Annotated in this window: 10 protein-coding genes and 1 pseudogene; 2 read left to right on the top strand and 9 right to left on the bottom strand. The window is 60.3% G+C overall.

Annotation, left to right across the window (positions count from 1 at the left end):
- Positions 1-6: 6 nt before the first annotated feature.
- The 5 genes from pdeM to HDE80_RS20005 all read right to left on the bottom strand — a co-directional run bounded on the left by pdeM (position 7) and on the right by HDE80_RS20005 (position 6927).
- The gene (gene pdeM / locus HDE80_RS19985) at positions 7-663 is read right to left on the bottom strand and encodes a ligase-associated DNA damage response endonuclease PdeM (RefSeq protein ID WP_255484000.1); all 657 of its coding nucleotides are present in this window, start codon (positions 661-663) and stop codon (positions 7-9) included.
- Positions 660-3104, bottom strand: coding sequence for a ligase-associated DNA damage response DEXH box helicase (locus HDE80_RS19990; protein WP_184673781.1), 2445 nt, complete (start codon positions 3102-3104; stop codon positions 660-662). Before HDE80_RS19990 ends, pdeM begins: the two co-directional genes overlap by 4 nt.
- Positions 3061-4656, bottom strand: a complete 1596-nt coding sequence (locus tag HDE80_RS19995; RefSeq protein WP_184673782.1) for an ATP-dependent DNA ligase — start codon at positions 4654-4656, stop codon at positions 3061-3063. The genes HDE80_RS19990 and HDE80_RS19995 overlap by 44 nt, the downstream gene beginning before the upstream one ends.
- Complete coding sequence (locus HDE80_RS20000; protein WP_184673783.1) at positions 4656-5663, bottom strand: ligase-associated DNA damage response exonuclease; 1008 nt, start codon at positions 5661-5663, stop codon at positions 4656-4658. Before HDE80_RS20000 ends, HDE80_RS19995 begins: the two co-directional genes overlap by 1 nt.
- A gap of 61 nt (positions 5664-5724) precedes the next feature.
- On the bottom strand, positions 5725-6927 hold the full coding sequence (locus HDE80_RS20005) for an AI-2E family transporter (RefSeq protein WP_221437737.1): 1203 nt from the start codon (positions 6925-6927) through the stop codon (positions 5725-5727).
- Positions 6928-7273: 346 nt separating this feature from the next.
- On the opposite strand from HDE80_RS20005, the gene HDE80_RS20010 reads away from it, so the two are divergent.
- Together HDE80_RS20010 and HDE80_RS20015 are read left to right on the top strand one after the other, a co-directional pair.
- Positions 7274-7501: a hypothetical protein gene (locus tag HDE80_RS20010; RefSeq protein WP_184673785.1), complete on the top strand. Its 228-nt coding sequence runs from the start codon at positions 7274-7276 to the stop codon at positions 7499-7501.
- Positions 7502-7601: 100 nt separating this feature from the next.
- Positions 7602-7970 carry a hypothetical protein gene (locus tag HDE80_RS20015; protein ID WP_184673787.1) on the top strand — a complete coding sequence of 123 codons (369 nt, stop codon included), beginning with the start codon at positions 7602-7604 and terminating at the stop codon, positions 7968-7970.
- A gap of 121 nt (positions 7971-8091) precedes the next feature.
- Here HDE80_RS20015 and HDE80_RS20020 read toward each other — a convergent pair whose 3' ends face one another.
- The 4 genes and pseudogenes from HDE80_RS20020 to HDE80_RS20035 all read right to left on the bottom strand — a co-directional run bounded on the left by HDE80_RS20020 (position 8092) and on the right by HDE80_RS20035 (position 12768).
- A complete protein-coding gene (locus tag HDE80_RS20020) occupies positions 8092-9360 on the bottom strand; it encodes a carbohydrate porin (protein WP_184673789.1) in 1269 nt (422 codons plus the stop codon).
- Between the two features lie 83 nt (positions 9361-9443).
- Complete coding sequence (locus HDE80_RS20025; protein WP_184673791.1) at positions 9444-10724, bottom strand: divalent metal cation transporter; 1281 nt, start codon at positions 10722-10724, stop codon at positions 9444-9446.
- A gap of 122 nt (positions 10725-10846) precedes the next feature.
- Positions 10847-11517: pseudogene (locus HDE80_RS20030) on the bottom strand (zinc-binding dehydrogenase); the annotation flags it as partial.
- Positions 11518-11559: 42 nt separating this feature from the next.
- Positions 11560-12768 carry a site-specific integrase gene (locus HDE80_RS20035; protein WP_184673793.1) on the bottom strand — a complete coding sequence of 403 codons (1209 nt, stop codon included), beginning with the start codon at positions 12766-12768 and terminating at the stop codon, positions 11560-11562.
- Between the last annotated feature and the right edge of the window lie 180 nt (positions 12769-12948).

Here is a 12948-nt window from a genome sequence, read left to right on the forward strand (position 1 = left end):
TAATGGTTAATCCATACGCATAGGCAATTCGATTAACCCGTCTGGCGTGATGGCCACGACCTTCTCGCCGGGTTCGACGGGGACCTGATGCAAACCGGTCAGCGCACCGAAGGCGGGCAGAAGACCACAGCCGCGTCCGAATCGGAAAGCCGGCAGTCGATGACGTCGCCAACCATCCTTTATCGCGACACCCGGGTGCACGTGTCCGGCCAGCACGTAGCTGTCAGCAATACTGCACGGTGCGTGACGCAGGGTGAACGACTCGAGCTTTAACTGATGCTCAATGACGTCGAAGCCCAGTTCACACGCATTGAAATGGCGGTCATGATTACCGGCGATCAAACTCATCTCAACCATTGCATGGCGTTGCCGCCATACATTGACCTGCCCGATCCACGCGGTATCCGCGGGTGTCACGCCATGAACCAAATCGCCGAGCACGATGAGGCGCGTTGGCTGGTAATGCGCGATTAGGGCATCCAGTCGTATCAGATCTGCCAATGTCTGACCGGTCGGCACTGCCATACCTGCGCGCCGCAGCACGGCGCCTTTACCGAAGTGTGTGTCGGCGACGAATAGAATTCGCTTGCGCGACCAAAATAATGCACGTTGGCTGTGCAGTGTCAGCATTTCGCCGGCGATACGGATGCGTAGTTCATTCATCGGCCAGCCGCCGCTTCGAGTGTAGTAGTCATGCGTTCAACGCGGCTTTTCCAGTCGTCCGCGTGCACGCCGCCGCGCAGGCGTTCCACCCACAGCGGAAACGACAGCGGCGTGAGTCGCGGCGGCTCGACGTAGAGAATCTTGCCGCGCGCGATACGGATCAGGCAGTCGCGCAGGCGCGGATAGTCAAGCTGCTGGTCGAGCACTTCGCGCTCGGCCTGCCAAAGCAGCGGATGCTCGGGATCGTGCTGGCGCAGCACGTCGAACAGCAGGCCGCTGGACACCTGCAGCTGGCGCAGCGTCTTGTCCTGGCCGGGGTAGCCGTTGAACACGAGTCCAGCCACGCGCGCCACTTCGCGAAACTGCCGCCGGGCCAGTTCGGTGAGGTTGATGCTGGCGCGGATATCACGGCGCAGGCCCCAAGGGTGCAGCAGCTGACGCATGGTCTCGGCATCGAGCGCCGGCAGCTTGCGCGCGGTGATGGCGAGGCCGTAGTCGTTGACCGCGTAGCCGTAGTCCGCCTTGGCGATCTGCGCCAGCCGATAGCCGAGTACGGCGGCGAGGCCTTCGTGTGCCAAGCGGCCGGCGAAGGGGTAGACGAAGAGATGCTCGCCGTCGCGCGTATGCGTGCGTTCGATCAGCACCTCGTCGACGTCCGGCAGGCGCGACTGCGCACGCTGGATTGCCAGCAGCGGATGCAATGCGCGCATTTCGGCTTCGGGCGCGTCGGCGTCGGCCAAGGTGCGGCGCAGTTCGGTCGACAGTTCGTTGGACAATGGCATGCGCCCACCCATCCAGCGCGGCACCCCGCCCTGGCGATTCGAGGCCTGGCGCACGTAGGCAGTCATGTCGCGCACGCGCACCAGCTCCAAATGCTTGCCGGCAAACAGAAAGCGGTCGCCGGGGCGCAGCCGCGACACAAAGCTTTCCTCGACGGCACCGAGCCGCGCCCCTTTCATATAGCGCACCTGCAGGCTGCCGTCGGCGGTGATGGTGCCGATGGACAGCCGATGCAGCCGCGCCACTCGCTTGCTCTCGACGTAAAAATGGCCGTCCAAATCACACTGCAGCTTGTGATACTCGGGGTAACCGGCTAGCGCCGTGCCGCCGTGCTGCAGGTAAGCCAGCACGGCATCGAACTGCGCGCGCGGCAGTTGAGCATAGGCGCGCGTGGAGCGCACTTCGGTATACGCCTGGTCGGCGTGGAACCCGCCGCCCAGCGCGCGCGTCAGCATGTGCTGAGCGAGTACGTCGAGACAGCCGCGCAGCGGATGCCGCGGCTCCAGATGGTGGGCCGCCAGCGCACGCCGCGCGGCCGCGATCTCGGCCAGCTCCAGCAAGTGTGTGGGTACGCAGAGAATTTTCGACGACAGTCCCGGCGAATGGCCGCTGCGGCCGGCGCGCTGCAGCAGCCGCGCTACGCCTTTGGGGCTGCCGATCTGAATCACCCGATCGACGCTGGAAAAATCCACGCCGAGGTCGAGGCTCGACGTCGCCACCACGCAGCGCAGCGTGCCCTGGCGCAAACCTTCCTCCACCGCAAAGCGCAGCTTGGGGTCGATCGAGCCGTGGTGCACGGCCAGCGTTTCCGGCGCTTCGGGCCACACCGCGGCCAGCGCTTCGTGCCACAGCTCGGCCTGCGATCGGGTGTTGGCAAACACCAGCGCCGAGCGAACGTCGAGCACGGCGCGCAGCACACATGCCAGCTGCTTCAGTCCGAGATGGCCTGCCCATGGAAAGCGTTCGCCGGCATCGGGCAGGGCGGTCTGAATCTGGATTTTCTTGTTGTCACTGCCGCCGATCAGCACACCGTCGCCGGCCAGCGTCTGCATCGCTTCGTCGAGATTGCCTAGCGTCGCCGACAGGCCCCACACGCGCAGCTCGGGTTTCAGCCCGCGCAGGCGCGACAGGCCCAGCTGCAGCAGCGTGCCGCGCTTGTTGCCGATCAGCTCGTGCCATTCGTCCACCACCACGCCGCGAAGATGGCGAAAGCGCTCGGCGACATCGGGGTAGCTCAGCAGCAGGGCTAGACTTTCCGGGGTGGTCACCAGCAGCTCGCAGTCGCCGCGGCGCAGTCGCGCGCGCTCGGCGCTGCTGCTGTCGCCGGTGCGGCGAAGCACGCGCCACGGCAGCTCCATCGCTTCGACCGCGGTGGTCAGATGCTGTGCCGTATCCGTCGCAAGCGAGCGTAGCGGCGTGATCCACAGCAGCTGCAGGCCGCGTGCCGGATTCAGCACCGCGTCGATCAGTGGGCCGCCGACCGCAGCCAGCGTCTTGCCGGTGCCGGTGGGGGCGTGGATCAAACCGTTGCGGCCTTCCGCCCACGCCTTCCACGCCGCGCGCTGAAACGCCGCGGGCTTGCGATCGAGCGTGGCGAACCACGCGCGCAGGCGGGCTTCAGCCCGACGCCAGGCGGCGGAGGTCGTCGAGCTTGTCGGCATCAGCTATGCCCTTGTCGGTGCGCCAGCGCAGGATGCGTGGAAAGCGCGTGGCCACGCCGGATTTGTGCCGGCTGGAAAGCTGCACGGCTTCGAACGCGAGCTCGAACACGTGGGTGGCTTCCACCGCGCGCACCGGACCGAAACGATCGGTGGTGTGCGCGCGAATCCAGCGGTCGAGCTGGCCGATCTCCTTGTCGTCGAGGCCCGAATAGGCCTTGGCCACCGGCACCAGCGTGTCGCCGTCCCATACGCCGAAGGTGTAATCGGTAAACAGGCCGGAGCGGCGGCCGTGGCCCGGCTGCGCGTACAGCAGCACGGCGTCGAGCGTGTACGGATCGACTTTCCACTTCCACCAGTCGCCGCGCTTGCGGCCCACGCGATACGGTGAGTCGAGCCGCTTCAGCATCAGGCCTTCGGTCTGGCGTTCGCGCGACTGCTGGCGCTCGACGGTAAGCGCGCTCCATGAGTCGGCGACCACGGGCGGCGACAGCATCAGCGCCTGATCGAGGCCTTCGATCAGTGCGGCGAGCATGTCGCGGCGTTCGCGCAGCGGCCGTTCGCGCAGATCGCTGCCGTTGTACTCAAGCAGGTCATAGGCCATAAAACACACGGGTGCACTGGTGAGCAGCTTGGCGCCCGGTTTCAATTTGCCGATGCGTTTCTGCAGCGCGGTGAACGGGCGCGGCAAATTTTCTTCCGCATCCCAGGCAAGGATTTCGCCGTCGATGACTCCGTCGGACTTCAGCGTTGCGACCGCCAGTTCGATTTCCGGGAAACGGCCGTCCAGACGCTCCTCGCCGCGCGACCACAGGCCGACGTGGCCATCACGGCGCATCAGCTGCGCGCGGATGCCGTCCCACTTCCATTCGGCCATCCATTCGGCCATGTCGCCGAGCGTTTCGACTTCGTGCTCCAGCGGCGAGGCGAGAAAGAACGGGTAGGGGCGATCGGCCAGATGTTCGTCATCGCCGGCGGCGTGCGTCAACGCGGTCAGCGCATCGGCGGTGGGTTTCCACTGACCGCTCATGCGATGGGCAATCAGGTCGGTCGGCTGGCCCGACCACTGCGCAATCGACTGCACCACGAGACGATGCGATACGCCCACGCGCAGCGAGCCGGTGATCAGCTTGTTGAGCAGAAATACCTGCGCGGGACGCAGCGCGCGCCACCAGGCCTGCAGCTGCGCGACGCGATCGGCGCTCTCCAGTTTCGCCAGCGCTGGCAGCTGTTGTTCCATCCATGTCTGCAAGGGCTCATCAGCCAGCGAGCCGTCGCCTTCGGGCAGCATCAGCGCGATGGTCTCGGCGAGATCGCCGACCTGCTCATAGCTTTCGTCGATCAGCCAGTCGGCGTAGCCGGTGCTGGCGGCCAGCGCCTGACGCAGTTCGGTTGACGTGGCCAGCCGGCGCAGCTTGCCGCCGCCGAGCACGTACACCGCCCAGGCGGCGTCGCCCGCGGGGGCGTCGCGGAGGTAGCTGGCGATGGCCTCGCGCTTGGCCAGAGTGGAGGCGGTGCGATCAAGTTCGGCGTACAGCGCGGCGAAGCGGTGCATCAGCCGCCGCTCTCGTTATCCGTGCCGCGCAATACGCGCAGCGACTGCGCGTCGTGGCCGAGATCGCGCAGGTGGCGAATCAGCGTGTCGCCATCGCCGTGCGTGACGTAGATGCGGCTGGCGCGGCTGTCTTCAACGCTGCGGATCAGGCCGGGCCAGTCGGCGTGATCGGACACCACAAAGCCGCGATCGTAGCCGCGGCGCCGGCGGTTGCCGCGTATCTGCATCCACCCCGAGGCGAAGCCGGTGGAGGCTTTGCTGAAGCGCTTCATCCACGGTGAGCCGGCGGCCGAGGGCGGCGCCAGAATCAACTCACCGGCAAAGTCGCGGCCGCGTGCCGACTCGCTCGCCGGTTCGGTCGGCACCATCCGCACGCCGGCCTCACGATAACTTTCGACCAGCCGAAGCATCGCGCCGTGCAGATGCACCGTGTGCTCGGTGCGCAGGGCGAGCTCGGCCAGAATGCGCTGCGCTTTGCCCAGCGCGTAGCAGAACAGCACAGCTGGAATTTGTTTCTGCGCGCAGTCGTCCCACCACGCCAGTAGGTCGTCAATCACCTGCGTCATCGGCGGCCAGCGGTACACCGGCAAACCAAACGTGGACTCGGTGACAAAGACATCGCATGGCACCGATTCGAACGGCACGCAGGTAGGATCAGGATCGCGCTTGTAGTCGCCCGACACCACGACCACGCGCCCGCCGTAGGCCATGCGCACCTGCGCCGAACCCAGCACGTGCCCGGCCGGATGTAGTGAGACCTCGACCTCGCCCATGCGAAACGTTTCGCCATAGTCGTGCGCATCGATCAGCGCGTCCTGAACCAGCCGCTCGCGCATCAGGCCAATACCCGCCGACGCAACCTGATACCGACCGCTGCCCGAACGCGCATGATCCCCATGCGCGTGTGTCACTACGGCCTGCACCACCGGCAGCATCGGATCTATGAAGAAATCGCCCGCCGGACAGTAAAGCCCTTCGGGTCGCGGCTGGAGCAAGGGATCGAACATCTACCCAAATTTTGGGTTGGCGCAGGTGAATAGGACGTGCGGATTATTCTTGTCTGAGGCTCTAAGGCTTCAGAGAACGTTTTTCGCCTTCGAGAAAATGTCCAAGTGCCGCCAGCGGTCGAATGCGATCACACACAATTTTGGTGACGGCCAGCATCGGCACCGCCAAAATTGCCCCGGGCACGCCCCACATCCAATCCCAGAAAAGCAGCGCGACGATAACTAATACCGGGTTAAGCGTGAATCGCCGCGCCAGGAGCATTGGTGTAATCGTTTCCCCTTCGATCAAGTGGATCCCGACATACAGAGCCATCGGCATGAAGGCTTTCCAGAGAGGATCCAAGCTCAGCATGCCAGCGCCCAAAAAGATGACCATGCCCGTCAACGGCCCGAGGATGGGCACATAATTCAGAAGAAAAGCCACCGCTCCCCAAAGGAGTGGGTTTTCGAGACCCAAGGCCCACATGACCAAGCCTGTGGTGATGCCTACCAAGGCATTCATTACAGTGACAGTGACCAGATACGAGGAGATGTCCATCTCTACTTGCTGAGAGATGTCGATGACTTGCCGCTTGTCACCGAACCTTGGCATCACTTCGACGAGGCGTCGTAGGAAGGTATCGCCAGAATTGAGGAAAAAGAAAAGCACAAGAAACGTTGTAAGGAACTCGGACGCAAACGTATGCAAACCATCCAGAATCACGGCTTCCACCCCATTCGCCGCGTCAGGAGTTGGAGCTGCGCCAGGCATTGTCGAAGCGGAAGCGACGGCGGCCCCTGATGCCCCTGCCCCTGATGCGGGGCCCGTCGCAACCATGCTCGTAGCGTGGCTCAACATCTTATTTAACGCGCTTAACGGTGAACTGATCACTTGCACGCGCTGCTCTAGCCGCGGGAGACCATCAGGAAGGCGTTTGGCCCAATCTGACGCCGGCCCGCTGAGCATTTCGCCAAAACCAGCAATCAATGCGAAAAGCAAAATAATCACTGTCAACGATGCGATGACGCGAGGAATGCGCACCCGTTCAAAGGCTCGCATGATGGGTTGCAGTAGAAGTTTCAGGATGAATGCCAAGACGATCGGTAAAACCACTTCTTTCGCTACGTATGCCGCGGCCAGCAACGCGAGCAAAAACAGGCCACCTTGAAAAACCACTTTGGGGTCTTGCGGCAAAGGCATCTCCCTACCGTCAGCCTCTGATGTGATTTCAGTCGCAGGCGGCTCCTCTTCGCCCAGCCCATCCGCCCCTTCAATCGTCTGCATGCGGTATCCCCTGATTGAAATCAACTCGGCGAGCGAATCGCCGGTTGAGCGTCAACGCCTCTGTGCACCGGCAGGATTTGACTCGTCCGTGAGTGAACCGCGCGTCACTAGTTAGTATGGCGGGGAGCTATCGTGTGTCCGCTGACAAGTGTTCAAGCATCCAAGGCTTGCCGGGACACCACGCCTTCATTCAGAAACCCTTTGGCATTGGAGTGCTGTTGGAACATTTCGATAACGCATTTGTTCGACTGCACGAAAGCCAGACATAGAGACGACGGGTTCTCTTCATCGAGCGTTGATCTATCAGGCGACTATGCTTCGCTCCCGTCGATGGAGCACATATGCCATGGCTGCAACACACGAAGAATTACAAAAACTATTGACGGGTCTGGAAGCCGATGTGCCATGGCTGATGAAAGCCTATCCGGATCCGTGCGATTTCGTTGACGCCTTTGCAGATCAAGCTGACCTCATCACGGATAACCTTGTGGGCGCCGAGGAGAACGTATGGGTATTGACCGAAATAAGCCGGATTTTGACGAAGTTTGGCTATGTCGATGACTTAGCGGCCTGAACAGGATGCCCAGCTGCCCCAGCTCTAAAGTCAAAGTACAAATGATCGGACAAGTTTTGAGCTTGCCCAATTTGGGACTATTAAGGACCAGGTGAACAAAATGCAAAAGATCACAGCATTAGTATTACTCGCACTTTGCACAGCCGGCTGCGTCACCACCGGCACAAAGGCAGACCCGAACGCAGTTGCTGGTTTTCAGCCTGGTGTGACAACTCTCGATCAGGTCGAAGCGCGTCTAGGCCGGCCATACAGCGTCTCAAGAACCGCCGATGCGTCGACTATCGTTGCCTACAGCTTCGCAAACGACCAAGCCGGCGGTTCAAACCACAGAACGTTCATTAGTGCGTTTGCGGACGACACTGGTGGGAATAAGGATATGGTTGTTCTGAATTTTGACAAGGGATCGAAGTTCGTCAGCTCTACCTTGACGCAATCGACAGCGTCAGCTGGATTGTTCAGCCAGAAATAAAGCAATGCGTAAGCGCACAGCCAAGGCGGCCTTGCGAGCCGACAAACTGATCGGGTGGGTCGAGAACACCGAGTCTTAAATTGAAAATGCCATCGCAAAGCCGTTGATCCACGGAACTTCGTCAATATTCAAGATGGATACGTGCTCCAAGGAAGCGCGCGGGTCCTCTGTCGCGGTTGTAACCGGGGTTGTGGATCAACTGGAAATCGGCCGAAATGGTGGCGAATGAAGTGACTTTCGCCGCGTAATAGGCTTCGGCGATTTGCTCGCTGCCATAGTTCAACGCACCATCGCCCAAGATAAAGCCGCTGCCCCCAGCCGCCAGGTAGGCACGGTGCGATTGCGAAAGGCCGTTGACCGCCAGAGCGATTCCCAGCCGATCGTCTGAGCGCGACCAATGAATGCCGGAGAGTTGACCTCCGATACTTCCGGTGCGGTCGGCCTCGGTGAACGCGAAGGATTCGGTTTGGCCATTGTTCCAGGCACCACGTGCGAACAGCCCGGTGTCGCCATGGTCGGCAAGAGGCACGTCGGTTCCGACCGCAAAGCCATACTTATGCCGTCCGTCCCGATCATCTGCCTGAATGTCGGGTGTCGTCTGCGTGAGTTCGCCGATGCGCAATGCGTCGTCGTAAATACCCATGTCTGCGCGATTTTGATATGCCAGGAGCCAGATTGTTGTGCTGTCGGGTGAACGTTGCCAAGTCAGCTGCACATCCTGCTCATTGGCACGATTGATCGGCCCTTCCAAGCGCGACCCATTGGCTTTTGACGGCATCTGATAGACGCCATATCGCCAGATCCATGAACCCTTCGCATAAGTGACGAGACCACCGACGGTATAGCCGCGGGTGTCGGCCGCATAGTCCCAAGCCGGACTATTGAGAAGGCTCCAATTCATGAATTGCGTGCGTGCCGAATTGGCGTAGCGGCTTTGGTCGAAGTCGTCATTCACTCCCAAGAGACCGAATTTAAACTCCAGGCGATCATTAGGTTGGTCACCCGGGAGCTGATCCATCTTTCGTTTCAATTTGGTCGTTGTGTCGCCGAGCGGAATGTCATAGGTCAGGAACCCTCGGGCCACATAGGCATAGCGACTTAGCGTGCCGCCGCCTCGAATCGCATCACCGTTGGTCAGGCCGGCCAGTCCTTTACTGCCGCCAACGCCCTCGCCTCGGAACATTTCCACATCGAAAAATGCCGCCAAGCGGGCGGTCATGGGCATGCCGAAGTAGGCACCAAACGTGTGAGTGCGTTCGTGGTTGCCCGTGGCCTCCAGGCTTTTGGGCCCGGCGTAGGGCGAATGGATGCTGTCTTGCCACTGCTCGATCAACGTATATTGCGCACCGAGCAGTTGCGGAACGAAGTAATCCGAGTCGGCCGCCTGCACGGTCGGCACACCCGCGCATGATGCGAGGAGAACGGAGATCAACCACCGCCGGTGCGGGTAATGCCGTCGCGCGGCCGGCATGGTCAGGATTTACCAAAGGTCGCAAACATCACGACGGCGGCCACGCCCATGACGGCCGTTGCGGCCCATCCCCACACTTTCAACGACGTGTTAAGCGTGAACTTCCCCATCACTTTGGAATTCATGGCCATGATCATGATCATGACCATCATAGGGACGGCCGCAACACCGTTGACCACCGCGCTCCAGTAGAGCGCTTTTATCGGATCGATGGGACTGAAATTGAGCGCGATCCCCACAAGCGTCACTCCAATCAGCACGCTGTAGAACGCCTTGGCTTCTTTGGGTTTATGAGCCAATCCGTATCGCAGCCCCAGTGCACCGCAGATGGCATATCCGCTGGAGCCTGCCAGAATAGGCACGCAGAGCAGACCGGTCCCGATCATGCCTGCAGAGAACAATGCGAACGCAAATTTGCCAGCGACAGGACGCAGCGCTTCGGCGGCCTGTGCGGACGTTTGAATATCCGTCTTCCCATGGGCGTGAAGCACGACAGCGGCCGTCAGAATGATGAAACCGGCCACGATATTCGAAAAAACCATACCCGAGACGGTGTCGATGCCGATACGTTTGATCGCGTCGGGCCCTTGACCTGGTTTCTGCTTCAACGGTTTGCGAGGATTGTCGGTCTCACGTATTTCCTCGACCTCCTGAGCCGCTTGCCAGATGAAAAGGAAGGGACTGATGGTGGTGCCTAGAACGGCAACGATGGCGACCGCGTATTTCGCATCGAACGTCGCCTTAGGTAACAAAATCCCCTTGGCTACCTCGCCCCACGGGACGTGGACGATGAAAACGGTTGCCACGTAGGCGAACAGGCTCAGACACAGCACTTTGAGAATGGGCGAATACTTCGAAAATGGCACGAACATTTGTAGCAATAGGGATCCAATCGCAAACAGCGTTGCATAGGCTAGCGCCGGCCCGCCAATGAGAAGTTTAAGCGCCGCGCCCATCGCGCCGACGTCTGCTGCAAGGTTGATGACGTTGGCAATGACCACGGCGGCGACCAGGATGTAAGCCCAACCGTGCCAGTAATGCGTGCGCATGTTGTCGGCAATTCCTTTGCCCGACGCACGGCCGATGCGCGCGCTGATCGCCTGGATGGCGATCATCAACGGCATTACCAAGAAAAGGCTCCACATGGTGGCGTAGCCGTAGGCGGCGCCGACCTGGGAATAGGTGGCGATACCACTGGGGTCGTCGTCCGCCGCCCCTGTGATCACGCCCGCACTCAGGCGGCGGATGAAGGCAAACTTCCCCTGTGGTGCGGCGTCCGTCATGCTCAGTCCCCGGCTGTTGGAAATAGCACTAAGCATCCGACTCGCCTTGTCTGCGAGCCGTGAGGTCATAGCAGCAGTGCTGGGTGACTCGCCCCCACCCTGTGGCGGGTCGAAGGCTTAACTCAGGGCGTGAACACGATCTTTCTGCAATCTTCGGTTTGCTCGTTGAAGATCTTGTAGCCTTCAACCGCATCTGCGAACTTCATCCGATGCGAAATAATGGCGTCGGGTTTGAGGTCGCCGTTCTCAATTTGGTTCAACAGTTCCGGCAGGTATTTCTGCACATGCTTTTGACCTATCTGGAATGAGAGGTCCTTGTCGAACGCGTCGCCCATCAGAAACGCATGCACAACCCCGCATAGACACCCGGCACACCGACAATTCCGCCGCGACGAGTGGCGGCGATGCATTGACGCAGCGATGCACCGGAACTGGTCTCTGCTTCTTTCGTAGTAAGAATCTGATCGCCCGTGCTGACCTTCGCTTCGAAACTAACGGCATCAATACTCGCGTCCACGCCGCGATTATGGGTCATTGACAGGATTTGTTCGGACGGATCGATATCATCAAAATTGAGAGGATTGATCCCGTAAGTCGCTTTGGCAAATTCCAAGCGGTAGCTCGCGTTATTGATCATGAAAATCTGATCAGCGCCCAACATCCGGGCACATTCCGCACTTATCAGACCGATTGGGCCTGCGCCGAAGATCGCGAACGTGGATCCCTTGGTGATCTCAGCATTTAGCGCCGCCTGATAGCCGGTGGGCAAAATGTCGCTTAGGAACAGCACCTGCGCGGCTGGGAGGCTGCAAGCCAGCGGACGAGGCGCGCAAGACTATGACGCCGAACGACAATAGCGCGCCCAGTCGTTCATCAACTTGGCACGTCGAGTTAGAAGGTCGCCACGTTGATATGCAGCCTCTGACTTGTCCTTGAGCCGGTGCGCCATCGCTGCCTCGATCACTTCACGCGGGTGCTTGGTGGTTTCCGCGGCCCAGTCGCGGAATGTCGATCGAAAACCATGCGCTGTGATGTCAGGCTGCAATTCCTTGAGCAAATTCATCGCTGCGGCAGTGGTCAGAGGACGATCCTTCACACCCGGAAACACGTGGCCGACGATGTGCAACGGCTTACCCTTCGGCGTGATGGGAATGAGCGACTGCAGCAGCGCTAGCACGGTCGGCGATAGCGGTATGCGATGCTCTTTACCGGCTTTCATGCGATCGGCCGGAATTATCCACATCGCCGCGGATACGTCGAATTCATCCCTCTGCGCGCCAGCCGCTTCACCTGGCCGTGTCGCGGTGAGTATCTGCAGTTCAAGCGCGCGCGCAGATAGACCTTGGCGTAGGCGTAGCTTCGTCATGAACTCCGGTATATCGGCGTAGGGGAGTGCCGCACGGTGTTCCACTTTCTGAACCTTGCTGCGTTTGGGCAAGAGTTGATCGAGATGATTGCGCCACGCCGCGGGATTATCGCCAGTACGGAACTTGTGGACCGAAGCCCAAGCCAGTACCGACTCGATGCGACCGCGTACGCGGCTCGCGGTTTCAGTCTTCGCTTTCCAGATCGGTTCCAGGCACTTCATTACCAGGACGGTATCGATTGTGGCGACGTCCAGAGGCCACAGCAGTGTGCAGTAATTACGCAGGGTGGCATCCCACTGTCCAGCATGTTTGACGTTTTTCCAGCCGCTGCGATGCGCCTCTATGTACTTCTCGCAGCATTTGCCAAATGTCATCGCCCGCGCATCGGTGAGCCGCTTCTCTTGCTGAGCAGCGTTTCGTTGCTCGATCGGGTCGATTCCGTCTGCCAAAAGCTTTCTACAGCTGGTCGCACGGTCGCGCGCATCGCGTAGCCCGAAGGTATTTAAGCTGCCTAGGCCCATCTCTCGGGTGCGACCATTGACCTGGTAGCGAAACACCCATGATTTGGAGAGGGAAGGGGAGACCTGAAGGTAGAGCCCGCCACCATCACCCAAATAGCCGGGGCTTTTGACCTTGCGTACCTTGAGATCAGACAGTTTTTCGAATGCGCGTGCCATAAGCTACCCATGATCCTACCCATGAGGATACGCTGGATTTGTCTGAATGACTATGGACAGGTTTGGACACGTATGCGCCTTAGATGGCGTGGTTAAGCCATTTTGTTGGACATGTTTGGACACAACTGGACACTAGGTGGACGGACTCTCTCTCCGCCAGATACGCAAAAAAGCCCCTGT

It is taken from the genome of Rhodanobacter sp. A1T4 (genome assembly GCF_014207185.1).
Taxonomy (GTDB): Bacteria; Pseudomonadota; Gammaproteobacteria; order Xanthomonadales; family Rhodanobacteraceae; genus Rhodanobacter.

Excerpts from the sequence above, each read along its gene's own strand:
- HDE80_RS20015 (WP_184673787.1), top strand. The coding sequence starts at position 7,602 with ATGCAAAAGATCACAGCATTAGTATTACTCGCACTTTGCACAGCCGGC.
- HDE80_RS20035 (WP_184673793.1), bottom strand. The coding sequence starts at position 12,768 with ATGGCACGCGCATTCGAAAAACTGTCTGATCTCAAGGTACGCAAGGTC.
- HDE80_RS19990 (WP_184673781.1), bottom strand. The coding sequence starts at position 3,104 with ATGCCGACAAGCTCGACGACCTCCGCCGCCTGGCGTCGGGCTGAAGCC.
- HDE80_RS20000 (WP_184673783.1), bottom strand. The coding sequence starts at position 5,663 with ATGTTCGATCCCTTGCTCCAGCCGCGACCCGAAGGGCTTTACTGTCCG.
- HDE80_RS19995 (WP_184673782.1), bottom strand. The coding sequence starts at position 4,656 with ATGCACCGCTTCGCCGCGCTGTACGCCGAACTTGATCGCACCGCCTCC.
- HDE80_RS20025 (WP_184673791.1), bottom strand. The coding sequence starts at position 10,724 with ATGACGGACGCCGCACCACAGGGGAAGTTTGCCTTCATCCGCCGCCTG.
- pdeM (WP_255484000.1), bottom strand. The coding sequence starts at position 663 with ATGAATGAACTACGCATCCGTATCGCCGGCGAAATGCTGACACTGCAC.
- HDE80_RS20010 (WP_184673785.1), top strand. The coding sequence starts at position 7,274 with ATGGCTGCAACACACGAAGAATTACAAAAACTATTGACGGGTCTGGAA.
- HDE80_RS20005 (WP_221437737.1), bottom strand. The coding sequence starts at position 6,927 with ATGCAGACGATTGAAGGGGCGGATGGGCTGGGCGAAGAGGAGCCGCCT.